26 protein-coding genes are annotated in these 24,955 nt (G+C 52.7%); 2 read left to right on the forward strand and 24 right to left on the reverse strand.

Going from position 1 to position 24,955, the window contains the following annotated elements; translation table 11 throughout:
* From ACFVYJ_RS10345 to ccmA, 10 genes are all read right to left on the reverse strand, one after another.
* Positions 1-801, reverse strand: an 801-nt coding sequence (locus tag ACFVYJ_RS10345) for a hypothetical protein (RefSeq protein ID WP_463255245.1), incomplete at its 3' end; no start/stop codon positions are given.
* A 108-nt stretch (positions 802-909) separates the two neighbouring features.
* Positions 910-2,142, reverse strand: coding sequence for a c-type cytochrome biogenesis protein CcmI (gene ccmI / locus ACFVYJ_RS10350; RefSeq protein WP_419415057.1), 1,233 nt, complete (start codon positions 2,140-2,142; stop codon positions 910-912).
* Positions 2,139-2,606 carry a cytochrome c-type biogenesis protein gene (locus ACFVYJ_RS10355; protein ID WP_419415056.1) on the reverse strand — a complete coding sequence of 156 codons (468 nt, stop codon included), beginning with the start codon at positions 2,604-2,606 and terminating at the stop codon, positions 2,139-2,141. Before ACFVYJ_RS10355 ends, ccmI begins: the two co-directional genes overlap by 4 nt.
* Positions 2,603-3,148: a DsbE family thiol:disulfide interchange protein gene (locus tag ACFVYJ_RS10360; protein WP_419415055.1), complete on the reverse strand. Its 546-nt coding sequence runs from the start codon at positions 3,146-3,148 to the stop codon at positions 2,603-2,605. Before ACFVYJ_RS10360 ends, ACFVYJ_RS10355 begins: the two co-directional genes overlap by 4 nt.
* 22 nt (positions 3,149-3,170) lie before the next feature.
* A complete protein-coding gene (locus tag ACFVYJ_RS10365; RefSeq protein WP_419415054.1) occupies positions 3,171-5,123 on the reverse strand; it encodes a heme lyase CcmF/NrfE family subunit in 1,953 nt (650 codons plus the stop codon).
* Positions 5,120-5,581: a cytochrome c maturation protein CcmE gene (ccmE, locus tag ACFVYJ_RS10370; protein ID WP_419415053.1), complete on the reverse strand. Its 462-nt coding sequence runs from the start codon at positions 5,579-5,581 to the stop codon at positions 5,120-5,122. The genes ACFVYJ_RS10365 and ccmE overlap by 4 nt, the downstream gene beginning before the upstream one ends.
* Positions 5,581-5,757 (reverse strand): heme exporter protein CcmD, encoded by a 177-nt coding sequence (ccmD, locus tag ACFVYJ_RS10375; RefSeq protein ID WP_419415052.1) that lies wholly within the window; start codon positions 5,755-5,757, stop codon positions 5,581-5,583. Before ccmD ends, ccmE begins: the two co-directional genes overlap by 1 nt.
* A gap of 1 nt (position 5,758) precedes the next feature.
* Positions 5,759-6,523 (reverse strand): heme ABC transporter permease, encoded by a 765-nt coding sequence (locus ACFVYJ_RS10380; RefSeq protein ID WP_419415051.1) that lies wholly within the window; start codon positions 6,521-6,523, stop codon positions 5,759-5,761.
* A 9-nt stretch (positions 6,524-6,532) separates the two neighbouring features.
* Positions 6,533-7,249: a heme exporter protein CcmB gene (gene ccmB, locus ACFVYJ_RS10385; RefSeq protein WP_463255248.1), complete on the reverse strand. Its 717-nt coding sequence runs from the start codon at positions 7,247-7,249 to the stop codon at positions 6,533-6,535.
* The gene (ccmA, locus tag ACFVYJ_RS10390; RefSeq protein WP_419415050.1) at positions 7,246-7,887 is read right to left on the reverse strand and encodes a cytochrome c biogenesis heme-transporting ATPase CcmA; all 642 of its coding nucleotides are present in this window, start codon (positions 7,885-7,887) and stop codon (positions 7,246-7,248) included. The genes ccmB and ccmA overlap by 4 nt, the downstream gene beginning before the upstream one ends.
* A 235-nt stretch (positions 7,888-8,122) precedes the next feature.
* On the opposite strand from ccmA, the gene fliK reads away from it, so the two are divergent.
* Together fliK and ACFVYJ_RS10400 are read left to right on the forward strand one after the other, a co-directional pair.
* The gene (fliK, locus tag ACFVYJ_RS10395; RefSeq protein ID WP_419415049.1) at positions 8,123-10,090 is read left to right on the forward strand and encodes a flagellar hook-length control protein FliK; all 1,968 of its coding nucleotides are present in this window, start codon (positions 8,123-8,125) and stop codon (positions 10,088-10,090) included.
* Complete coding sequence (locus ACFVYJ_RS10400; protein ID WP_419415048.1) at positions 10,087-10,395, forward strand: EscU/YscU/HrcU family type III secretion system export apparatus switch protein; 309 nt, start codon at positions 10,087-10,089, stop codon at positions 10,393-10,395. Before fliK ends, ACFVYJ_RS10400 begins: the two co-directional genes overlap by 4 nt.
* Here ACFVYJ_RS10400 and ACFVYJ_RS10405 read toward each other — a convergent pair whose 3' ends face one another.
* The 14 genes from ACFVYJ_RS10405 to flhB all read right to left on the reverse strand — a co-directional run bounded on the left by ACFVYJ_RS10405 (position 10,396) and on the right by flhB (position 24,952).
* Positions 10,396-10,800 (reverse strand): DUF2802 domain-containing protein, encoded by a 405-nt coding sequence (locus ACFVYJ_RS10405; protein ID WP_419415047.1) that lies wholly within the window; start codon positions 10,798-10,800, stop codon positions 10,396-10,398. It lies immediately after the preceding gene.
* Positions 10,801-10,828: 28 nt separating this feature from the next.
* Complete coding sequence (locus ACFVYJ_RS10410; protein ID WP_463255250.1) at positions 10,829-11,590, reverse strand: chemotaxis protein CheW; 762 nt, start codon at positions 11,588-11,590, stop codon at positions 10,829-10,831.
* On the reverse strand, positions 11,587-12,372 hold the full coding sequence (locus tag ACFVYJ_RS10415; protein ID WP_419415044.1) for a ParA family protein: 786 nt from the start codon (positions 12,370-12,372) through the stop codon (positions 11,587-11,589). Before ACFVYJ_RS10415 ends, ACFVYJ_RS10410 begins: the two co-directional genes overlap by 4 nt.
* 3 nt (positions 12,373-12,375) lie before the next feature.
* The gene (locus ACFVYJ_RS10420) at positions 12,376-13,302 is read right to left on the reverse strand and encodes a flagellar motor protein MotB (RefSeq protein ID WP_419415043.1); all 927 of its coding nucleotides are present in this window, start codon (positions 13,300-13,302) and stop codon (positions 12,376-12,378) included.
* Positions 13,303-13,305: 3 nt separating this feature from the next.
* The gene (locus ACFVYJ_RS10425) at positions 13,306-14,049 is read right to left on the reverse strand and encodes a flagellar motor protein (protein ID WP_419415042.1); all 744 of its coding nucleotides are present in this window, start codon (positions 14,047-14,049) and stop codon (positions 13,306-13,308) included.
* A 1-nt stretch (position 14,050) separates the two neighbouring features.
* Positions 14,051-15,133: a protein-glutamate methylesterase/protein-glutamine glutaminase gene (locus ACFVYJ_RS10430; protein ID WP_419415041.1), complete on the reverse strand. Its 1,083-nt coding sequence runs from the start codon at positions 15,131-15,133 to the stop codon at positions 14,051-14,053.
* Between the two features lie 21 nt (positions 15,134-15,154).
* On the reverse strand, positions 15,155-17,251 hold the full coding sequence (locus ACFVYJ_RS10435) for a chemotaxis protein CheA (protein ID WP_419415040.1): 2,097 nt from the start codon (positions 17,249-17,251) through the stop codon (positions 15,155-15,157).
* A gap of 12 nt (positions 17,252-17,263) precedes the next feature.
* The gene (locus tag ACFVYJ_RS10440) at positions 17,264-18,061 is read right to left on the reverse strand and encodes a protein phosphatase CheZ (protein WP_419415039.1); all 798 of its coding nucleotides are present in this window, start codon (positions 18,059-18,061) and stop codon (positions 17,264-17,266) included.
* A gap of 13 nt (positions 18,062-18,074) precedes the next feature.
* On the reverse strand, positions 18,075-18,461 hold the full coding sequence (gene cheY / locus ACFVYJ_RS10445) for a chemotaxis response regulator CheY (RefSeq protein ID WP_419415038.1): 387 nt from the start codon (positions 18,459-18,461) through the stop codon (positions 18,075-18,077).
* A gap of 68 nt (positions 18,462-18,529) precedes the next feature.
* Positions 18,530-19,240, reverse strand: coding sequence for an RNA polymerase sigma factor FliA (locus tag ACFVYJ_RS10450; protein ID WP_419415037.1), 711 nt, complete (start codon positions 19,238-19,240; stop codon positions 18,530-18,532).
* An 11-nt stretch (positions 19,241-19,251) separates the two neighbouring features.
* Positions 19,252-20,082 carry a MinD/ParA family protein gene (locus tag ACFVYJ_RS10455; RefSeq protein WP_419415036.1) on the reverse strand — a complete coding sequence of 277 codons (831 nt, stop codon included), beginning with the start codon at positions 20,080-20,082 and terminating at the stop codon, positions 19,252-19,254.
* A 15-nt stretch (positions 20,083-20,097) separates the two neighbouring features.
* Positions 20,098-21,501 carry a flagellar biosynthesis protein FlhF gene (gene flhF, locus ACFVYJ_RS10460; protein WP_419415035.1) on the reverse strand — a complete coding sequence of 468 codons (1,404 nt, stop codon included), beginning with the start codon at positions 21,499-21,501 and terminating at the stop codon, positions 20,098-20,100.
* Between the two features lie 39 nt (positions 21,502-21,540).
* A complete protein-coding gene (gene flhA / locus ACFVYJ_RS10465) occupies positions 21,541-23,652 on the reverse strand; it encodes a flagellar biosynthesis protein FlhA (protein WP_419415034.1) in 2,112 nt (703 codons plus the stop codon).
* Between the two features lie 154 nt (positions 23,653-23,806).
* Positions 23,807-24,952: a flagellar biosynthesis protein FlhB gene (flhB, locus tag ACFVYJ_RS10470; RefSeq protein WP_419415033.1), complete on the reverse strand. Its 1,146-nt coding sequence runs from the start codon at positions 24,950-24,952 to the stop codon at positions 23,807-23,809.
* Positions 24,953-24,955: the final 3 nt, after the last annotated feature.

A 24,955-nucleotide genomic window follows, 5' to 3' on the forward strand; every position in this document is an offset into this window, starting at 1 on the left:
CTCTGGCTCTGGCTCTGGCTCTGGCTCTGGCTCTGGCTCTGGCTCTGGCTCTGGCTCTGGCTCTGGCTCTGGCTCTGGCTCTGGCTCTGGCTCTGGCTCTGGCTCTGGCTCTGGCTCTGGCTCTGGCTCTGGCTCTGCAGCTTTTTCCAATGCAGCGGCTTCGTCAAAGCCATCCAACAAAGGATCAGATTCTGGCGTCCATTCATCAAACTCAGCTGTCGTCTGCTGATCTTCAATGAGCTCCGACTTCACCACACGGGCAGTACTTAACACGCCATCCTCTTCTGGCAAACCGTCTGACCCGTTAAAAGCATCTACAGGCTCAGCTGTTGCAGAAAGATAATGCTTAGATTCGTTAGGGTCTTGGCTACAAGAAGAGGCTTGATGGGCATCCTGTGGCTGATCAGTAGAACCCGTGACCACTCGGGCAGGCCCCAATATCTCCGGATCATGCCACTCTTGATCAGACTGAGCAGCGCTGGCTGGCGGCGTATCAAACGAGTGCTCATCAAAATGTGGTTCGACCCGCTCATGCGGCGCAGATGTATTACGAGCGGGGTCGATCGAACGCTCTGCCACCATGACATCGCGACCTTCAGGGCCAATAACTCTGGCACCGCCACCAGGCAGTTCTGGATTATAACCGTCGTCCTGTACTTCCGGCAGATCAGAAAACCGCTTGTCGATCTGCATCTTCAGATCGCCACCACGCCCTTTCATCCGACGCCAGCCATCAAAGATGATCAGCAAAATCAGAATGACTCCACCAATAATCAACCAATCACGCAAACCGATATCCATACACAACCTGCAATAGAGTGCTTAGCAAGAACAGCAAAAACGCCATGACCACCGTTGAAGCACTGTCCTGTGCTTAAAACCGTTGCTTAACTATAAAACGATGCAGCTTTACTCCACAACCTGATCAATCACCAATTGCAGCGGTTCTGCCTGCCCCTGCACTGTCACCGGCGCAATGACACCAAACATATCGCCAGGCTGAGCCTGAGGCTGGCCTGCGACAGAGATCCGTGCTGACACTTCCACCTCAGTCACGGAAGATAGCGTCATCTGAGGATTCATCGCCAGTGAGTCATCTAGCACCAGAGACACCGGCAAATCCGCGACAGTCAGCTTGACGGCCGCAAGTGGCATACGGCCGCCCACTGGACGGGCAAAAACAAACACGGTCTGATCAGGCGTCACTGACGCTTTGAGTGCATCGGCAATGGACACCGACACCGGGATCGCCGCATCGACCAGCTCCGGCAGATCAGGCACTGGTTTACCCAACTCCACCAGCCGGTCACGTGCACTGCGAATACCTGACAGCAAGGACTGTTGCGAAGCGCCATCAGCATTGGTCAGAGCCTTACGCCAATGAGTGATCGCCGTTTCATATTCTTGTTGTTCAAATGCGCTGATACCCAGCAAGCCCAACGCGGTAATTTCATATGGCTCACGCGCCAGAGTCTTTTCGACCTGTTGCATAACAGTGTCATCCATCTGGCCACCATTAGCGAAATACAGAGCCTGCGCATATTGGCCCATCACACCAGCATATTGCGGGGCATCCTGCGGCAAGATTTTCAGCACTTTTTCCAGTGCAGTCACCGCATCAGTATAGCGTTCCATATTCAGATAGCTGGTTGCCAACAAAAACCAGCCTTCTGCATTATCCGGATTACGATCCAACTGCCGTTCCAGTTCAGCAACCGCCTGCTCCATGGTGGGCTGACGCCCGTCAAATGGGTCGTTCAACGCCTGTTCCAGGTCACCTGAACGGCCCAGGTCTGCATACAGGCCAATACTGATCGCCGGGATCAATAGCGCCAATAACATAATGGTTACCCGGGTAGCACCGGTTAGCTTGACTGCTTCCTGAGCCTGTTCGGGTTCATCCGCATCAATCAGCAGATTACGTTCCAGCTCGGTTTTCAGGCTGTCGAAGTCATCATTATCCAGGTTGCCATTATCGCGTTCCTGCTCCAGCTCACTTAACCGTTCACGAAAAATATCCACGTTCTGGTGACGACGATCTTCAGCGGTTTCTTTCACCCGACTGCCACGCCAGGCCGGGAAAAACACAAATCCCATAGCGATCACAGTGAGTACCGCCATTGCAAACCATAACTGCGTCATTGATCTTTTTCCTGCTCAAGAAGCTGATTGAGTCGATCTGACTCATCTGAGGTAAGACTGGTTTCAGACTGGTCTGCGGATCGTTTACGCTGCAGTTTTGGCAACAACAATATGACAATCACCCCCAGTAACAACAGACCAAACGGACCGTACCACAGCACATAGGTGACATGATTTATCGGCGGACGATAAAGTACAAAATCCCCGTAACGGGCAACCATGAAGTCGATAATTTCCGCATCATTGTTACCCTCTTCCAGCATTCGGTGAATTTCCCGGCGCAGATCCGCAGCGATTGGCGAGTTAGAATCTGCCAGGTTCTGGTTCTGACACTTAGGGCAACGCAGCTCATACACAAGCGTATTAAATCGCTCCCGATCAGCCTGGTCCTTAAATTCATAGGTATCAATCGCAGCGTGCGCCAGCAGCGGCAGAGCCAGTATCAGTAACCAAACTTTACTCATGGTTGCGTCACCTTTTCTCCGCTCGCCAATTGATCCAACATAGCTTTCAGCTGTTGCCAGACTCGCGTATCGACCACCCCTACATGTTTGTAACGTATGGTGCCACTGGCATCGATCAGATAGGTTTCAGGCGCGCCATACACGCCAAGATCCAGCCCCAAACTGCCCTGCTCATCAAAAATCACTTCGGCATAGGGGTTCAGGTAACGCTCAAGCCAGGCCAGCGCCTTAACACGCTCATCCTTGTAGTTCAGCCCTATGATGCGATAGCCCTCATCTTTGATCCGGTTAAGCTGCGGGTGTTCCTGTTTGCAGGCCGGGCACCAAGTCGCCCAGACATTAAGCAACGCTGGTTGGCCCTGCAGATCTAGCTCGGTGAGCACGCGCTCTGGCTGCTGTAATGTCGGCAAACTGAACGCAGGTACCGGTTTATCCAACAAAGCCGATGGCAGCTTAGATGGGTCAAGCTGCAGGCCCCGCCAGAGAAAAATCCCCATGACAAAAAATATCAACAGAGGAATAAACAGAATAAAACGACGCATATACCTTCCTATAAATCCGACTTCAGGCTGCAGGCACGCGGCGAGCCGCCTGCTTGCGATAGCGTGGATCGGAGGCGGCCAGTAACCCGCCTGCCGTCATCAACAAAGCCCCGAGCCATAACCAGCGCACGAAGGGCTTGTGTTGCACCCGCACTGCCCAGGCACCATCACCCAGGGACTCACCCATAGCGACGTACAGGTCACGGAACAAACCCGGATCAATTGCCGCTTCAGTCATCACATTACCGCGTGCAGTATACAGCCGCTTCTCCGGGTACAGGGCACCGTATGCCTGACCGTTTTTCAGCACCCGGATCACGCCCTGATCAGAAACGTAATTGGGTCCCTCTTTATGGCGTGCACCGTCAAAAATAAACTGATACTGCTTAAATTCCAGCCGGTCGCCCGGGGCCATACGCAGATCACGTTCCTCGTTGTAAACCGACACCAGCGTCATACCGACAATCGCTACGGCTACACCAATATGCGCTAACTGCATGGCGTAATAGCTGCGCGACAAGGACTTCAGCCCCTGCCACAGCGAGCGCCGGTTGGCGACCTTGTTGATCATGTCGCGCAGACAGCTGAATACAATCCAGAACACCAGCAACATACCCAGCACAACCGCAGGCTCAAGGCTGCCGCCGTATAGATAGGGGAAGGCCACCGCCAGCAGAATACTTAATACCGCAGGCAACCATAAAGGTTTCAATACCTTGCCCCGGGTATGACGCCAGCGGGAAATCAGACCAAACCCCATCAACACCACCATCACTGACATCAACGGTATAAACAAGGCATTGAAGTACGGTGGTCCCACCGAAATTTTGCCCATTCCAAGAGCGTCAATCAGTAGCGGATACAATGTGCCCAGCAACACCATCAGCGCAACCACAACCAGCAGGATATTGTTGCCTAACAGGAAGGTTTCACGGGATAACAACTGGAAACTGGACTCGCTCTTAACATGGGCAGCTTTGATGGCATAGAGCAACAGCGAACCACCAATACTGATTGCCAGCAACGCCAGAATAAAGAAGCCACGCTCGGGATCAGTAGCAAACGCATGTACTGAAGTCAGCACACCGGAACGCACCAGGAAAGTCCCCAGCAGGCTTAACGAGAAAGCAAAGATTGCCAGTAATACGGTCCAGCTTTTGAATACACCGCGCTTCTCCGTCACTGCCAGACTATGTACCAACGCGGTACCCACCAGCCAAGGCATAAATGAGGCGTTTTCAACCGGATCCCAGAACCACCAGCCACCCCAGCCAAGCTCGTAATAGGCCCACCAGCTTCCCAGCGCAATACCCAGCGTCAGGAAAGCCCAGGCCACATTGGTCCAGGGGCGTGACCAGCGTGCCCAGGCAGCATCCAGACGGCCACTCAGCAAGGCAGCAATAGCAAACGCAAACGCCACTGAGAAACCTACATAGCCCATATACAGCATAGGTGGATGAATAATCAGACCAAAATCCTGCAACAACGGGTTCAAGTCACCGCCTTCATCGGGGAAGCTTGGCAGATGCCGATCAAACGGACTGGAGGTAAGCAGGGTAAACAAAATAAAGCCTACGCTGATAATGCCCATGACCGACAATACCCGGGCAACAATATCCTGCGGTAGGTTATCGCTCTTCAGCGCCACCGCCACTGTCCAGGCACCCAGAATCATCACCCACAGCAGCAGTGACCCTTCATGACCACCCCAGATCGCACTTACCTTGTAGTAGATTGGTAACTTGGTATTGGAGTTACTGGCAACATAAACCACCGAAAAATCGTCGGTGACAAACGCATACCCCAGACAGATCATGCTGATTAGCAGAAAGACAAACATACCAACCGCAAGCGGCCTGGCATAGCTCATCCATAACCGGTTACCGGTAAACGCACCTGTCATCGGCACTGTTGAAAGCAACAACGCAAAGCAGAGGGCAAGGATCAGGGCATATTGCCCTAGTTCAGGGATCATTTATTAAACACCTCAGCCTCAGGTTTTGGCATATTGCCAGTGGCCTTTAGCGCCTCTGCCACTTCTGGTGGCATATAGTTTTCATCATGTTTTGCCAGTACTTCACTGGCCTGCAAAACCTGGTTTTCGTCCAGTTCACCCTGCGCCACAATACCCTGCCCCTCGCGGAACAGGTCAGGCAGGATGCCACTGAATTTCACCGTGGTGCTGTGCTCGTAGTCGGTAATTGCGAAGGTGACATCCAGACTTTGCGGATCACGTTTTACGCTACCATCAACCACCATGCCACCGGCGCGGATACGGGTCGCAATTGGTGCCTCGCCCTTCGCAATCTGGCTGGGAGAATAGAACAGGTTAATGTTCTGACTCAGGGCATAGAGTGTGAGGCCCACGGCGACACAGACACCAAACACCAGAAACAGAACAATAAGCAGGCGGCGTTTGCGTTTCGGGTTCATCAGGTAGTTTTCTCCCTGCGCAGGCGGCGAGACAGATCAGCTAGAACTTTTTTCTTCTGCATCACCGGGTTAATAACATTTAAAATCAGGACCACCAGGGCAATGGCATAACTCAGCCAGACATAAAGACCGTGACCACCCATGGCAAAAAATTCTGACAGACTTGAAAAACTCACATCAGCCTCGCTGTTTCTCGATCAATTCACGCACCCATCCGGCACGACGTTCACGCCGGAGTATTTCATTGCGTAGCCGCAGCATCAGTGACACGGCAAAAAAACAATAAAACCCAATCACCATTACCAGCAACGGCACCCACATTTCTGCAGGCATGGCCGGTTTTTCAGTCAACGTGAAGGTTGCTGGCTGATGTAGCGTATTCCACCACTCTACTGAGTACTTAATGATCGGAATATTCACCAACCCAACCAATGACAGCACTGCGGCGGACTGAGCGGCCGTGGTTTCATTCTCAATCGCCGAATGCAGCGCTATCACACCCAGATATAAAAACAGCAGTATCAGCATTGAGGTCAATCGCGCATCCCATACCCACCAGGAACCCCAGGTGGGTTTACCCCAGATCGCGCCAGTCGCCAGTGCCAGAATCGCGATAGAGGCGCCAATGGGCGCACAGCTTTTCGCCACCATATCTGCCACTTTCATTTTCCAGATCAGGCCGATAGCGCCCGCGACTGCCATCATCATGTAACAGGATTGCGCCAAAATCGCTGAGGGCACATGAATGTAGATGATACGAAAGCTATTACCCTGCTGATAATCCGCTGGGGCAAACAACAAAGCCCAGACCAGCCCGGTCACCAACAGCAACAGCATGACGATAACAAAACCCGGTAGCAGTTTACCGGTAATGTCGTAACACCAGCGTGGCGAGGCTAGCTGAAAGAACCAGCGTGGCAACCATTTTTTGTTTTCACTCATTATTCATTCTCATCCGCTTACAGAGATGCGCAGTGCTGCACTGATAGCAAAAGGTGCCAGCACTATACCCAACACCAGCATGGCACCCAACAACGCCAGGAACCCAACCAGCGGCAGGCCGGTAACCGCCGCCTGCACCGCGCCGGTGCCAAAAATCAACACCGGGATGTACAGCGGCAACACCAGCAAGGAGATTAGTACCCCGCCTTTGCGCAAACCCACTGTTAATGCAGCACCAATAGCACCCACCAGACTCAATGTCGGTGTGCCGAGCAACAGACTCAGCATCAGGCCAGTCATCCCCTCTCCGGGCAGAAACAGCATCACACCCAGCAAAGGTGCCATCAGTGTTAATGGCAGCCCGGTCATCATCCAGTGTGCCAGCACTTTTGCCATCACCGTCAGAAACAGCGGCTGAGGGCAAAGCAGCATCTGCTCCAGAGTGCCATCTTCATAATCGGAGCGAAACAAACCATCCATCGACAGTAAAGTAGCCAGCAGAGCAGCCACCCAGACCACACCCGGTGCCACTTCGGCCAGGAACGCCGGCTCCGGGCTAACGCCCAGTGGAAACAGCGTTGCCACCATCAGAAAAAAGATCAACGGATTCAGCAGATCACTTTTACGTCGATATGCCAGCATCAAATCTCGCTTCAGCACCGCGACAAAACCGGCCATCACCGAAGGCTCACTAATTTCAAGCTGCTGATTTGTCTGCTGACTCATGAATTAGTTCCCGCCAGCTGATCCAGATTGATACGACGCAGACCGTCATAGTCCGCCAGTTCATGGTGGGTTGTCAGGATCACCGCGCCGCCCTGCTCGGCATGCTGCCGGATCAGAGCTTCTTTCTCGGCAACACCACGTTTATCAATGGCGGTAAACGGCTCATCCAGAATCCACAGCGGTGCCTGACTTAGATACAGCCGGGCCAGGCTGACGCGCCGATTTTGACCGGCTGAAAGGCTATGACAAGGCACATCTTCAAAACCACGCAAACCGACCTTGTCCAGCGCACTGCTGATAGATGTCGCATCGAGCGCCGGGTGCACAGCAGTATACCAACGCAAATTCTCCTCCGGCGTCAGCATCGCCTTGACACCGGGATGGTGGCCAAAATACAGCATTTGCGCCTGAAATGACTCCCGCACATCAGCCAGTGGCTCACCGCACCAGTAGAGTTCGCCCTCATAGTGACTGGACAGCCCGCTAAGAATGCGTAACAAGGTGGTTTTACCGCTGCCATTTTGCCCCTCAATCTGCAACACATCACCACGATGCAGTTCAAATTTAAGGTTTTCAAACAGCACACGCTCATCCCGTTCACAGAACAGCGCGTTGGCCTGTAATAGCGCTTTGCTCAAGCGGACTCCCAATTCGGTTCACAGCAGCAACGATACTTGCCTATCATCCTGATTCGGCTTGTCGCAGCGGTTATGCCACTATACTTTTCCCAGTACCAGCCGATTTTGTAAACGAGGCATTATATATGATTCCGTCATGCCCCTGAACTACAGACAGCAGGAATCAACCAGCTGGCATTGATGCCTATCAATATGCAGATAGCAAACCTTACCTGAGTTCTGCAGGAGCACAAGCGTGTTAGCACAGATCACCGGCATTCCACTGCCGGCCAACGACAATAGCACCAGCACCAGTAATACGGTGGCGCTTAACCGTGCCCTGCCGGTGGGCCAGAATGTCAGTGCAACCGTTATCGCAGTCAGTCGGGATCAGGTCCAGCCTGAAATTTTCCGACTAAAACTGGAAATCAATAACCGTCTGATTCAGATGGGTGTTTTTCAGGCCTTGCAGGTCGGGCAAAAAATCAATGTCAGCCGCGGCGAAAACGGGCAGATCCAGATACAACTGCCCACCACGGGCCAGGCACCGGGTAATACCGGTAACGCAGCGATGGCAGCCCGCGCTGAAGCACCGCTACCGAACACCAACCAACAGCAGGTGCCCACACCGCAACCGACTGCCAATAACCAACAACCCCAACTGAGACCCGCGCCGGGTCAGGCCATCAGTATTCTGCCTGAACAAACGCCCATACAGGCCACCGTCATCAGCAGCCGGCCGCTCATTACCGCAACAGCAGCATCCCCGGGTCTGGCTACGCAAACCAGCGCCGCCGCAGCGGCTAACCCTGCGGCTATTACTGACCGCAACCCTGCAACAACACAACAAGCCGCACCCTCCGCACCGACACAAAACAGCGGACAATCTGCTGCACCAACCAACCGACCCGCCACAACGCCAGCGCAAACTGGCAGTAGCAATCCAGCCAGCGGGCCTGCCCCAGGTAACACAGCTCCAGCCCAGCCCCAGGCCAACACCAATGTAAACAGCGCACCTGTGTCACCGCAGGTGCCTGCGGCAACGACCAACCGCAACACCATACAAAACGCCACCGCTATCACCACCAATCCGGCCGCAGCAGCAACCCGCCCAACATCGGCCGTAACAACCCGCGAAACCGTGCCACAGCAGCCAGTCAGAGGAACCGCGACCGTACCGAATAGAGAAACGCCACCACCGCCTGCCAGTAACCCCGCCACAAACTCTGCTACCAGCCCGAATAACAATCCGGCGCCGCGTGAATATGTTGTGACTATGCTGTTACCGAATGGCCGCCAGATTCAGGTCATCGCCAATCAAGCCTTACCACAAGGCAGCGAACTGCAGCTCACCCGGACCCAGGAAACGGTGCAAGCGAGCAGTTTCAAGCCGAGCACAGAACAGCCCACATCTGCGCTGGACCGAACTGCAGTCAAACAAGCACTACGTGATGTACTCCCCAGCCAAATGCCCGTCGCAGATGCCTTTAACCAACTGGCACAACTGAGCAACCGCTCCGATACCGCCCAAGCGGCGCAAATAACCAGTGTGGTGCGTTCACTGCTGCAACTATTTGGTATACGACCGGGTACCGCCGAAGCCGCAGGCCAGATTCGCCAGAATATTGAACTAGGCGGAATGACTGCAGAGCAGCGCTTAAGCAGAGGCATTCTGCCCAGCCCCATGGATATGCGACAACAGTTACAACAGCTATCACGCCTGAGTGAGCAGTTACCCGCAGATCAGAAGGAACGGTTAGAGCAGTTGGTCCGAGGCTTACATTCGCGGGTAACCAGTCAACAACTGAACTCACTACAACAATGGCGCGAAATGCCAGACGGCAGCTTTGAGCGCGTGATGCAGCTGGACCTGCCGGTCAGACAGGGGGAACGCTGGGAAAACCTCGAGCTTAGACTCAGCCGCGAGGCGCGCCATAACACTGCAGGCGAGTTGATTAGTCAGTGGCGGGTACGACTGCATTTTGATCTTGAGCAGTTGGGTGCGCTGGATGCTGAAATCCGGCTAACCGATCAACATCAGATCAGTGCGCTATTCTGGTGTGAAAAACCGGAAACAACTCAGCTGCTGCAGCAAAAAGCCGATGACTTTGCGGAGCGACTGCAACAGTGCGGCTTTAGCGATACCGAGATTCAGTCACAACGTGGTCAGGCCCCGAAGCAACATGCACCTGTCCATAAAGAGCTAATAGACCTGCACACATGAAGCAAGATAACCCACCCGATCAAGTTCAGAAAGCTGTCGCCCTTAAATATGACCGGGAGCAGGGCCGTGCCCCATTAGTGCTAGCCAAGGGCATGGGCGAGATTGCCGACCAGATCATTCGTCTGGCGGAAGAGAACGAAATTCATATCCATGAAAGCCCGGAGCTGGTTGAAGTACTGGTCAGGCTTGAACTGGGAGATGAAATCCCGGAGGCACTTTACCGTGCGATCGCTGAAGTCATTGCGTTTGCCTACAGTCTGAAACAGATCGATATCAATCAACTGAGCGGTGAGAAGAAGCCCTGATCAGCTATCACGCCCGATGGCGCGATCGGCATGCAGTTCACGATGCAGTAGCGCCATGAGTTCCGCCTCAGGTCGGCCAATGCCACAATCCCGTACCAGATCCTCCACATTGGCTCCCATCTGCATCAGGCGCGCTGCTTGATTATAGGCCACAGCATCAGGATCGCGGTTTTCCAGTTCCTGCTGCTTGCTGGCGGTGACGTTGAGCTTTTTCTCGACATCTTGCAAACGACGCCCCATACCAATAGAGCTATTGGTCATAGCATGCAGCTCATTGCGCAGGACGTTAATCAACGCCTTCTGCTGCTGGACATATTTGCGAAGGCGTAAAAACAGCACCAGGCACACCAAGCCAATGACCAGGATACTGGCGCTGAATAGCGGTATTAACCAATCAGAACTCACCTGTTATGCCTTCTTTGTTTTGGTCGAGTTAGAGGGCATCATTCAGCTGTGATAGTAACTGGCGCACATTCAACACAATGCAACGTTCTTCCATATAGGTGCCCCAGAGCCAGGGGCGTGCCGTATCAGTGCTGGACCAGTTAATTTTTTCAACCGGTAATGCCACAGACTTGACCAGTTCATCACAGGCTAATGCCCATAGTCTACCTTGCAGGATAATGAGTTCATTATATTGTGCAAGTGCAGGGTCATAGCGCTCCGGTATCAACTTTAGAGCAGTATCGACCAGCAGGGTAATCCGGGAGTCACCACCAAAGGTGCCCAGACACCAGTCGTGGTCTGCATCCAGCTGCAAAGTCACGTTAGCCAGATTCTGCACTGCCTCCACAAAATCACTGGGTATCGCCAGATTCAAGCCATGCATTTTGACCAACATGCATTGCATCATGCCATTATCTGCCAGTTTTTGTGCGCCCAGTGGCACCACTGACGTTACCGCCGCAACCTCTGGTTCTGGTTCTGGTTCTGGTTCTGGTTCTGGTTCTGGTTCTGGTTCTGGTTCTGGTTCTGGTTCTGGTTCTGGTTCGACAGAAACGGTAGTCGGTGTAATCTCCTCCATTACCTCTGCTGCGGCAGCCTCATCAGCGTTCTCAAGCTTGGTTTCAGTCGTGTCAGTCTTTGGCGCTGCACTCTCATGTACGGACTCTTCCAGCGCAGTATCGATCAGCAGTGTTTCCAGATAGTCCTGCACCAGCTGCTGCATGCCATTGTGTTTTATATCTTCTGTCATACCGCCTCCAGTTTCTGCTGCTCCAACAGAGTGCGCAGTAAACGCGCATAGGCATTCACTCCACGGCTGCTGGTATCCAGATCTGACGGCACAATTCCACGGATACTGGCGTTACGAAACTTGGTATCAACCGGAACAACGGTATTGGAAATCTCATGCGGATACAGGTTATGCAACTCACGCAGACTCATGACTGAAGCCTGTGTCCGGCGATCATAGAAGGTAGGGATAATGGTGTACTGCAATTTATTCTTGCGCGCACGATTGATCATATGAATGGTGCGTAGCATGCGCTCAAGCCCTTTGAGAGCCAGGAATTCGGTCTGTACCGGCACCAGCAAATGCTGACAAGCTGCCAGCGCATTCACCATCAATACACCCAGAATCGGTGGGCTATCAATTAAGACATAATCAAATTGGTCATTGACCTGTTTCAGGGCTCGGGAAATCATCAGTCCCATACCCTGACTGGTCACCGCCTTACGCTCCAGCGTTGCCAGGGCAGTCGATGATGGCAGCATTTGAATTCCGTCATGGCTGGTTTTGCACAGCAGGCCGCTGATCCCTTCCGGCGTTACCGGCACATCGCCACTGAGCAGATCGTATACGGAAAGCTCTACTTCATCAGGATCATATCCAAAATAACTGGTCAGGGAGCCATGCGGATCCAGATCAATCAGCAAAACCTTGTAGCCAACCTCGGCCAGTAACCCAGCCAGGCTAACCACTGTAGTGGTTTTACCTACCCCCCCTTTCTGATTGGCAACTGCCCAAACACGCATTGCTTATCTATCTCCTGCTGAATCAGGCTCTGCCTGCCTGAATAGAACGCCACCATCAGCTTTATTAACCTGCTCTACTTCCGGTTCTGACGCGGCTTCAGATTCAGAAAATAACGTAGAGATAGCATCTGAGCTGACATTCTGACTACCAAAAGCCGTCACCATTCGCCGAACCTTCTCATCCCGTGATATCACAATCACCACGCGGCGGTTTAACTGCTGGCCTCGCGGAGTACGGTTGCTATAGGCTGGCTGGTATTCCCCATAACCCACGGCTGCCAGGCGCTCCGGCTCAACCCCAAATTGCGCCAATAACCTTACTACGGCCGCAGCACGGGCAGCAGACAATTCCCAATTAGAGGGGAACTGATTACTGGCCAACGGCCGATTATCCGTAAAACCTTCAACATGTACTGGGTTGTTACTGCCATTGAGAAACTGTGCCAGAGGTTCCAGTAACCGGTCAGCAAGCTCATTAGGCAGAGCACCACCTGACTCAAACAACTCACTGGAGCGTAACTCAATAGCTATCCACAAATCATCGCCGGTCACGGTCATCGTCCCGGCCGAAATCGGCTGAGAGAAGTTCACCTGGAGTGCTTGTTTCAGGGCTTCCATGGTCAGAGTTTCAGTCTGATTCGGCGGTGCCAGGGTTACACGGGGCGCATCATTGTCCGTGGTGCCGCCCATAAACAGACCTAAGCCACGTAAATTATGGCCTTCGCCAGTATCGGGGCGCTCCCCGGAATCATCCAGGCCGATAAAAATACCGGTCAGCGCCTCCGACAAACTTCGGTATTTATCTTCATTGACGGATGAAATGGCATACATCACTACAAAAAACGCAAACAGCAGGGTAATAAAGTCCGCGTAGGAGAGGATCCAGCGATCATTACGTACAACATCTTGTTGGGCATGTCGTCGTGGCATGCGTTACCCTCCCAAGTACCCCTGCAAGCGCTGCTGAATCGCTTTAGGTCCATGTCCGTCAGCAATCAGCATCAGGCCTTCCAGTACCATTTCCTGATGGCGGTAACGTGCTTGCACCAAGTCTTTGATCTTATTACCAATAGGCAGCAATAACAGGTTCGCCAGACCAATACCATACACGGTTGCGACAAAGGCAGTAGCAATACCCCGGCCAAGACTTTCCGGGTCAGACAGGTTGCCCATGACATGAATCAAACCCAGTACCGCACCAATAATACCCATGGTCGGGGCATAACCACCCATACTTTCAATCACACGTGCAGCCTGCAGATCACGCTGCTCCTGCATGACCATATCAACTTCCAGAGTACTACGGAGGTTGTCACGGCCTTTACCGTCCGCCAATAACTGCAAACCACTTTTAATGAACTCATCCGACAGCTTTTCAGCTTCTGCTTCAAGGCCAAGCAACCCTTTGCGCCGGGCAATCACGCACCAGCGCAAAATACTCTCCAACGTTTCCTTGTGTGGCTGGCGACCATGGCTGAATGCCCAACGCAGCAACACCGCCGCCCGGCGCACATCAGCGCTTCGGAACTGAATGAACGCCGCAGCCAAGGTACCGCCAAGCACAATGGTTGCTGCAGGTAGATTGACCAGTTCTCTGAGATAACCACCATCCAGATAGTGCGCAACACCAACGGAGGAGAGCGCCAGAATCACACCAAAAATAGCTGAAAAACCCATTTTACACCCTGCTCTGCGCTAATAATGGACCGACTTCTTCCAGATCCAGGACCTTATCCGCCAGCCCCGCATTCACCACCGCTTGAGGCATCCCGTAAATCGTACAACTGTCTTTATTTTGCGCCCAGATATGTGCGCCCGCCTGTTTCAACAAACGAGCACCCTCACAACCATCGGCTCCCATACCGGTCATAATAATAGCCAACACCCTGGAACCAAAGGTACGTGCCGCAGAGCCATAGGTCACATCAACGCTGGGCTTGTAATTTAACCGTTCGTCACCTGGCAGAATATGCACTCGGTCTCGACTGCGTGGATCAATAATCATCTGTTTTCCGCCCGGTGCCAGCAATGCCACCCCTGGCTTCAACAGGTCGCCATCTACCGCTTCGCGCACCTCGATGCGACATAACTGATTGAGTCGCTTGGCAAACACCGGTGTGAAGGTATTGGGCATATGCTGCACCAATAAGATCGGATAGGGAAAATCGGCTGATAGAGACATCAACACCTGCTGCAAGGCCACCGGACCACCAGTAGAGGCACCAATCACCACCAGACTGCCTGGCGCACCCCGCGCCAGCGGTTTTTTCGATTCCGAGACAGGTGCATCATCACCGCGAAACACCATGGTTTTACCAGTGCTGCCCGGTTGACGACCAAAGATACTGCTGCGCGGCCGCTGTTTATGCTGACCAATCTCAACAATTTTGTCGCATAGCTGGCGTTTGAGTGACTCAGAACGATCCATCCAGGCCCGCATATCCTTGGACAGGAAATCGATGGCACCCGCGTCCAGTGCCTGCAGCGTGACCTGAGCACCTTCTTGGGTTAGGGAGGATAACATCAGGATATTGGTCGGCGACTCTCGCATAATCAGCCTGACCGCTTCAATGCCATTCATGCCAGGCATCTCGACATCCATGGTGATTACATCGGGATTAAGCTGTCGGGCCAGATCAACCGCTTCCCGGCCGTCTTGAGCGCGACCAACAACCAGCAGGCGACTGTCACCCGCTAGCAGATCACTAATACGGTTACGAAAAAAAACGGAGTCATCAACGATGAGTACCCTTAACGGCATATCCGCCTCGTGTGATCAGCCTCAGGAGGCATAGCGTTTAAGCAGATTCGGAATATCCAGAATCAATGCAATGCGCCCGTCACCCGTGATGGTTGCCCCGGAAAGGCCGGGAGTACCATGCAGAATACTGCCCAGCGGCTTGATCACCACCTCTTCCTGACCCACCAGTTGGTCGACAATAAAACCAACCCGTTGAGTACCGACAGTGACAATAACCACATGTCCCTGCGGAGGAATTTCAGCACACTGCTGGCCATCGATCAGCCAACGTTTAAGATGGAACAGTGGCAACGCCTGGTCACGAACAATAATCACCTGCTGACCATCAACCGTGTTGGTTTTAGTCAGATCCAGATTGAAGATCTCATTCACATTAACCAGCGGCAAGGCAAACGCCTGCTGCTCAAGAATCACCATCAAGGTCGGCATGATGGCCAATGTCAGCGGCACCTGAATTGCGATGCGCGTCCCTTGTCCCAGCACAGAATCAATACTCAGCGTGCCGTTCAGCTGGGTGATTTTAGTTTTCACCACATCCATGCCGACACCACGACCCGAGACGTCAGAGATTTCCTGTTTAGTTGAGAAGCCAGCCGCAAAGATCAGGTTAAAACACTCCTGATCCGTCAGACGCATGGCGGCTTCAGAATCCATCATGCCGCGTTGTATCGCCAGTTTACGGAGTTTTTCCGGGTCCATACCGGCACCATCATCCTGAATCACCAGCAGGATATGATCCCCTTCCTGCTCGGCCGACAGCAGCACGTGTCCCTCACGAGGCTTGCCTTGTGATTCACGAACCTCCGGTGACTCAATACCATGGTCTACCGAATTTCGTACTAGGTGAATCAACGGATCGGCCAGTGCTTCAACCAGATTTTTATCCAGGTCAGTCTCTTCGCCACGCAACTCAAGTTGCACTTCTTTTTTCAAGTTACGCGACAAGTCACGGATCAACCGCGGGAAGCGACCAAAAACTTTTTTCACCGGCTGCATACGGGTTTTCATCACCGACATCTGCAGATCGGCTGTCACCATATCCAGCGTACCGAGGGCTTTACCCATGGCTTCATCTTCATGCCGTACTCCCAGCCTTACCAGCCGGTTACGTACTAACACCAGTTCACCCACCATATTCATGATTTTATCGAGCAACCGGGTATCTACCCGTACATTACTCTCAGCCGCGGGTTTAGCATGTCCACCGGATACAGGAGGTTTAGCCGGCTCGGTTTTCTTCGGTGCCAGCTCGGCATGTTCCGGCAATTTTGGTTTAACGGGAGCGGCAACAGGAGCAGCGACTGGCTCTGGAGGAGCGGGAGAGAATGCTCCTTTGCCTTGAGCCTGCAGGTCATCCAGCAAAGACTCAAATTCATCATCAGTGATTAAATCATTAGTGGCAGCAGTGGCTGGCGCCGGTTCAGCGTTTGCTTCTGGGGTTGGTGCAGCAGCCGGAGCACTGTTTTCAGCCACTGCGACAGGCGCTTTGCCAGCACCATGCAACTGATCGAGCAAGGCTTCGAATTCATCTTCAGTAATCAGCTCATCGCCACCGGCTTCAACCACAGGCGCACTCTCAGTGGGCGCCCCCATGTCGTTCAGCAACATCTCAAATTCGTCGCCAGGAGAGCCAAAATCGTCAGTCGGCATGGTTGCCTGTTCAGCCGCAGCCGCTGAGGTTTCAGCTACCGGAGGAGCACTTGCCGGGGCTGACGAAGCCGCCGGGGCCTGACCTGCGGCAAAAGCGCCGAGGGTCGCAATTAACTGGGGATCAGCCTGTTGGGGGTCTTCACCGGCATGCACCGATTCGAACATTAAGTTCAGCGCATCGAGCGCCTGAAGCACAACATCCATTAATTCAGGCGTGACGCTGATCTCACCATTACGCAACATATCGAACAGGTTTTCGGCGGTATGGCAGCACTCCACCATCGCCTCAAGCTGCAGAAAACCAGCACCACCCTTGACGGTATGAAAACCGCGGAAGATAGCATTGAGCAGGTCGGTGTCACCCGGTGACTGTTCCAGATCAACTAGCTGTTCAGATAGCTGTTCCAGAATCTCCCCGGCTTCGACGAGAAAATCACCTAGGATTTCCTGGTCTACATCCAAACTCATAGGGCACTCCTCTTAAAAACCCAGGCTGGATAAAAGATCGTCTACTTCGTCTTGTCCGCTGACTATATCGGCCCCATCCTTGCGAATTTGAGGGCCTTCTGCCTGGATCGGATCTTTTTTACGTGATTGCCCGGATTCTTCGGTATCTGTTTCGATACCCGACAGACGTTCCACCTTCGCGGCCATGTCCATCAGGCTGATGAGGTGCGTTTCAACATTACTGACCAGATTAATAACCCGGCGGATCAATTGGCCGGTTATATCCTGATAACTTTGCGAGACCACAATATCAGTCAATTGGGTACGCAAGGTCTCGATCGTCTGCTCAGATTCTTCTTTTAATGCGCAGGTACGATCATAAACACCACGCAAGCCCTGGTGTTCTGCTTCTAACTGACCCACCAGTGACAGCAAATCAGCAAAGCGAGTGCTTTGCGTATCAAGCTGATCAACCATATTCAGGGCACTGTCCACCCGGTCCATGGTGTCATGAGCAGTTCGTTCACACAGGTCAATGACGTAATTAAGGCGCTCGGTAGCATCGGCACCCTGAGGCAGATTTCCCTGCTCAGTGTCCAACGCACCGCCCATGTCAGATGAGAAAGCTTTGATTGATTCATGCAGAGCCCGCGTCAGGTGACCGACTTCACTGAAGAAGGTTTTATGACGAAACTCATGCAATAGGTGGATAAGATCCATGGCTTCAGCCAGGTTGCCGCTTTTCAGTGCCGTAACCAGTGACTCTGCATGTTCTTGTAATTCTTCTTCGAAGCGACTGATGCCGCCCCGTGCATCCGGGCCTGAGACCATGGGATTACTCCTCTTAGCTGCCCAGACGTTCAAAAATCTTATCGATTTTTTCTTTCAACACAGCAGCCGTGAAAGGTTTAACCACATAGCCGTTAACGCCAGCCTGTGCAGCTGCAATGATCTGCTCTTTCTTGGCTTCAGCCGTCACCATAAGAACCGGTATATGCGCCAACGCCGGGTCTTCCCGGACATTTTTCAACAACTCAATGCCCGTCATGCCTGGCATATTCCAGTCGGTGATCAGAAACTCAATGTCGCCACGCTTCAATATCGGCAGTGCGGTCTGCCCGTCATCTGCCTCTTCAACATTGGTCAGACCGAGGTCCCGCAACAAGTTTTTGATGATACGTCTCATGGTAGAAAAATCGTCAACCACAAGTATTTTGATGTCTTTTTTCAAGACAGAATCCCCTCAAGCTACGCAACTCTGTATATATCCAACCACCGGTTCGGTTCCGGTAGCCAAGCTTATCCCCACTCCGTCAGACGGGACCGCAATCGCAATGCTGCCTGACTGTGAATCTGACTGACCCTGGACTCGCTCACACCGAGCACCTGGCCAATCTCCTTGAGATTCAGTTCTTCATCATAATACAGCGACAATACCAACTGCTCACGTTCGGGCAGTCTGGCAATTTCCGCTGACAGGTTTTCCTGAAATGACGAACGCTCAAAATGCCGACTGGGACCCGGATCATCATTGGCCACATACTCTGATGGCCCATCTTCCCGGGGATCCGTCATCTCTTCAAAGCTGAACAGACGGCTCTCCATGGAGTCTTTAAGCAGCTGATGATATTCAGCCACGCTAAGATCCATTTCAGCAGCCACCTCGGCATCAGAAGCATCGCGCCCTAAGCGCCCCTCAAGCTGATGAATCGCCTCAGTCACCCGGCGACTATTACGGTGAACCGAACGTGGCGTCCAGTCTCCGCGCCGCACTTCATCTATGATGGAACCACGAATACGAATTCCAGCATAGGTTTCAAAACTGGCACCCTTGGAGGTGTCATATTTTTTTGCTGCTTCAAGCAGGCCAATCATTCCAGCCTGCAGCAGGTCATCCAACAATACAGTGGAAGGCAAACGAGCCATTAAATGATGGGCAATGCGCTTTACTAAAGGAGCGTACCGCTCAATCAATTCGTCGGCTGTTTGCAATTGCAGCTGATCGTACATACTGCCTCTATTTATCTATCCGATGGGGGCGTACCCCTGACAAGCCGCTCAACAAAAAACTCGAGATGGCCCCGGGGTAATGACTGTACCGGCCAACTGTCAGCCTTATTGGCCAACTGGCGGAAAGCAAGTGCAACTTTACTCTTCGGAAACGCTTTTAAAACAGGCACTTGCTTTTGTACAGCCTTGCGTACGCTCTCATCATAAGGGATTGAACCTACATATTGAAGGGTCACATCAAGAAACCGGTCGGTTACCGTCAGTAACTTATTAAACATGTTGCGCCCTTCTTGCTCAGTCAGCACCATATTAGCCAGCACCTTAAACCGCATCATCTGAAAATCACGGTTTAACAGCTTGATCAACGCATAGGCATCGGTGATGGATGTCGGTTCATCACACACCACAACCAGCACTTCTTGCGCCGCCCTGACAAAACTGACAACTGAGTCGGAAATCCCCGCCGCAGTATCAACGATCAGTACATCCAGATTATCGGCAATGGAATTAAAAGCATGAATCAATTCAGCATGCTCATGCACTGACAGCGATGTCATCTCTTGGGTACCCGATGCCGCTGGCACAATGCGCAATCGTGGCGCCGCCTGCAGCATCACATCTTCAAGACTGCAACTGCCATCCAGCACATCGGAAATGTTCTTTTTCGGCCGCAAGCCGAGCAAAACATCAACGTTAGCCAACCCCAGGTCGGCATCCAGCAATACAGTTTCATGCCCCATTTCAGCCATAGCAGTGGCAAGGTTAACCGAGACGTTGGTTTTACCAACCCCCCCTTTACCCCCAGTAACGGCGATGACCTTGATCGGCCTTGGCTGACTCATGTTGCTAATTCCATCCTAGACCACCTTAAACAAGGTAGCGCTATCATCATCGGCCTGCCGTTCATTCACCAGCGCTTTCTGCGCTGACACAACCGCCCTACTGACCAGATCATGCCGCTTGGCCAACTGAATATCATCCGGAATCCGCTGACCATCGGCCATATAAGCAACGGGCAGGCGTTTTTCAATAATCAATGACAGAGCTTCACCCAAACTACCTGACTCATCCATCTTGCTGAGTACGCAACCATTCAAGCCCAGACTTCGATAAGCCTGATAGGCCTGCTCAACTACCCGACGCTGACTGCTGCAAGACACCACCAGCAGTTTTTTCAAACGCAACGTAACACTGTCCAGCATACTCATCTGCGATTCACTGTGGGGCTCATCAGCACACAAGCCTGCTGTATCAATTAATACCAGGCGCTTATTTTTCAATGACTGCAAGACCGCTTCCAACGAACTGTTTTCATCCACCACCCGTACCGGCACGTCAAGAATCCGGCCAAAGGTACGTAGCTGCTCATGCGCTGCAATCCTGTAAGTATCCGTCGTAACCAATGCGATACCTGAACTACCATGCTGCAACACATACCGCGCTGCCAGCTTGCCAATAGTCGTGGTTTTACCAGAGCCGGTGGGGCCGACAAACGCGACCATGCCACCCCGTTCGATATACTCTTCACCAACCATTGGAATCGCTTCAGCCAATTTTGCCAGCATATTGCGCCAGGCTTTTTCCGGCGCCAAATCAGGTTCAACACCCGCCAGCAACTGACCAGTTAATCCTGGACTCAGGCCCAATAGCTCTAGCTTACGCTGCAATGGTGAGACTGGACGCGCCGCTGGAGATGGCGAGACTGCCTGCTGCTGCAACATCTCTTTTAGTTGCTGAATCTCGTCCTGCATCGAACGGATCAAGCCGCTATCCATCAGGGTTGCTGGCGCAGGCGCCGGCTGACGAGTCTCCAATTCAGGCACTTGCTGGCGCACAAAGTTGTCGTGCGCTTCATCAGCCCTCTCGCGCCGACGCTGCTTCAGCGAGCTAAGGATCATCCGCAGATCGTCTTCATCATCCCGACCTAACTGACGATTAACCGTCGCCGTTTCATCTTCTGGTGTCGCCGCACGCTGTTGCGCATCAGCAATACGCATACGCGCCCGATGCAGTTCGTCGCTAAGCCCTGCACTCTGATTACCAGTGACCACATCCAGCGGTTGCTCAGGACTCGGTTGCGGACGCTTGCGTTGCTCAAAATCCGCTTTAGCCGCTTCGTAATCATTTTCATGGGCGGCGACCACCTCGACTCCACCGGAGACACGGTGATTAGAAAGGATCACCGCATCGGGACCGATCTCTTCACGAACACGACGCATCGCCTGCCGCATATCCGGTGCAAAGAAGCGTTTAACTTTCATAAAGTTTCCCCATCAGCCCAACCCACTGCATTGACTGTATTAACCATTCCCATGCCCACCCACTGAGGCAACGATAGTAATTTTTTTATTTTCCGGGATCTCCTGATAGGAGAGCACATGTATCTGATGCTGGCCATAACGTACAAACTTCGCCAACAATGGCCGAATCGGCGCCGCCACAAGCAACACAGACGGACGACCCATCATCTCCTGCTGGCTGGCCGCATCCGCCAGCGAAGTCTGCAATCGCTCAGCCATCCCCGGTTCCAGCGCCAGCCCTGCATCCTTGCCCTGCTGCACCGAATTCATCAGCAGCTGTTCCAGCTGAGGCTCAAGCGTTATGACGGGCAATTCAGGTTCTGAACCATTGATATTCTGCACAATCAGCCGCGATAGCGAGATACGTACCGAGGCGGTCAGTGCCAATGGATCCTGGGTGCGCGCCACCGCTTCAGCCAACGATTCGGCGATAGTACGAAAATCTTTCAACGGCACATGCTCTTTCAGTAGATTCTGCAGCACTTTAAGCAAGGCACTGAAGGACACCTTACCCGGCACCAACTCTTCCACCAGCTTAGGCGAGGTTTTAGCCAGCATATCCAGCAGCTGCTGTACTTCCTCATGCCCCAGCAGCTCATGCGCATGCACCTGCAACAACTGATTCAGGTGTGTAGCAGCCACTGTCGACGCATCAACCACGGTATAACCCAACGACTGCGCCTGCTCTTTATGCTGCTGCTCGATCCACACCGCATCCAGGCCAAATGCCGGATCTTTGACTTCAATACCCTGCAGCGTGCCAAAAACCTGCCCCGGATTAATCGCCAGCTCACGATCGGGGTAGACTTCAGCCTCTCCCACGATGACCCCCATCAGCGTAATGCGATAGGCGCCAGGCAATAGATCCAAGTTATCCCTAATATGCACTGATGGCACCAGAAAGCCCAAATCCTGCGACAGTTTCTTGCGCACACCTTTGATGCGGCTCAGCAACTGACCACCCTGCATCTTATCCACCATGGGAATCAGCCGATAACCCACCTCCAAGCCAACCATATCCACCGGCATCACATCATCCCAGTCAAGATCGCGCTTCTCGGCTTCATCCGCTGCCGCAGGTTGCTGCTGTTTCTGTTGCGCCTGTTCCAGCCGTTCTGACTCAAGCTTCTGATGGTTACGATAAATCCACCATGCACCACCACCCGCTGCCACAGCCAGCGACAAGAATGCAAAGTGTGGCATACCCGGAATGACGCCCATGACAAACAGAATGCCTGCAGCAATAGCCAAAGACTTAGGCGACGCAAATAGCTGCCCCAGCACCTGACTACCCATATCATGAGACACATTCTGACGCGTCACCATAATGGCCGCAGCAGTGGAAAGCAGCAGCGAAGGTAACTGCGCCACCAGACCGTCACCAATGGTTAACAACGAATAAAAGCGCATTGCGGTACCAAAATCGAGATCATGTTGCAGCATGCCGATAGCCAGGCCACCCAGCAGGTTGATCACCAAAATCAGGATACCGGCTACCGCATCACCGCGGACAAATTTTGACGCACCATCCATAGAACCATAGAAATCCGCCTCTTGAGTGACATCCTTACGCCGCGCTTTCGCCTCTTCCTGATCAATCAGACCAGAGTTAAGGTCCGCATCGATCGCCATCTGCTTACCTGGCATGGCGTCCAGGGTGAATCGTGCACTAACTTCAGAAATCCTGCCTGCACCCTTAGTCACCACCACGAAGTTGATAATAATCAGGATCAGAAACACCACGAAGCCGACCACATAATTACCACCAACCACCACCTCGCCAAAGGCCTGGATCACCTTACCGGCAGCATCACCGCCCTCGTGCCCATACAGCAAAACCACACGGGTAGACGCGACATTCAGCGCCAAACGCATAAGAGTGGCGATCAAAATAATGGATGGAAAGATGGCAAAATCGAGCGGGCGTGATGAATAAACACAGACCAACAGTACAACGATGGACAGGGTGATATTGAACGTAAACAGGGTATCCAGCAAAAACGGTGGGACCGGCAGGGTCACCATCGCCAAAATAGCCATAAGCAACAACGGTACGCCCAGGTTACCCTGACCGAGGTTGCGTATGTTTTGCAGAATCACTGCTCTATCCACTCAAAACCTATGCGTCAAAAAAACATCACCAAAGACAGCTTCATCGATAATACCTGAACAACTGTCAGTAAAGACAGCCTAATATGTCGGTATTTTGACGGACAAAGCCAAAACCTTCAGGAAATTGCAATTTTCACGCCAAGAAATTGATTTTTCAGACAGTTTCGTCTCTAAACTCGTCTGGAATTTCAAGCTGCGCCAGATCAGGCTGCGATGGAGGGGAAACATCTTTATGATCGCGGTAGCGCTGCAACTGAAACACATAAGCCAAGACCTGAGCCACCGCCATAAATAGGCCGGCCGGAATCTCTTCATCAACTTCGGTGGAATGATAGATAGCACGCGCCAGTGGCGGCGCCTGTAGCTGGGGCACATCATACTCTGAGGCTATTTCACGAATCTTCAACGCGACGAAATCCACGCCTTTAGCAACCACAATAGGTGCATTTCGATTTTCAGCGTCATAACGGATCGCCACAGCGTAGTGGGTCGGGTTGGTAATCACCACATCAGCTTCAGGGACCTGCTTCATCATGCGGCGCTGCGAAATTTCACGCTGCAACTGCCGAATACGCCCTTTTACTTCTGGCTTACCTTCCGTATTTTTCAGCTCGTCCTTCACCTCCTGCAGCGTCATCTTCATTTTTTTGGTGTAGTCGTACATCTGATAGGGCACATCTACCGCAGCGATAATAATCAACACCGCACTCAGAAACATAAACACCCAGATAATGGTCTCTAGAGCATCTTTTATGGCAGGCCGCTCGGGTGCATTACCCAAACTAATGATGTCACCCCGAATCTGCCACAAAATAATCATGGCAAAACCGCCCACCAAGGCAAACTTCGCCAACGCTTTGAACAGTTCAACCAAAGACTTGAGGGAGAACATGCGCTTTATCCCGGCAATCGGATCAATCCGACTGCCTTTAGGCTGCAACGCCTTAGTGCTGAAATTCCATCCACCCAGCGCAATTGGCCCGATAAACGCTGCCAATGCTATCAGTATAAAAATCCCCATCAGCGCCAGCGCAGCTTCCTTCACCGACATGCCGAGATGCGCAAACATCATGTTCACATCAAACACTTCCACCCGGTCAAGCAGGAAGTTGCGCTCCATCATGCCAATCATGCGCTCAGCCAATTGACCACCAAAGATGAATACACTGAGCACAGCAGCCATCAGTACCAACATAGTGGTCAACTCTTTGGAACGGGCAACATCTCCTTTTTCCCGCGCCTCTTTTATTCGTTTTGGCGTGGGCTGTTCTGTTTTTTCCTGACCCGTCTCTTCAGCCACTGA

It is taken from the genome of Pontibacter sp. JAM-7 (genome assembly GCF_048548695.2).
Classification (GTDB): Bacteria; Pseudomonadota; Gammaproteobacteria; order Pseudomonadales; family Balneatricaceae; genus Neptuniibacter.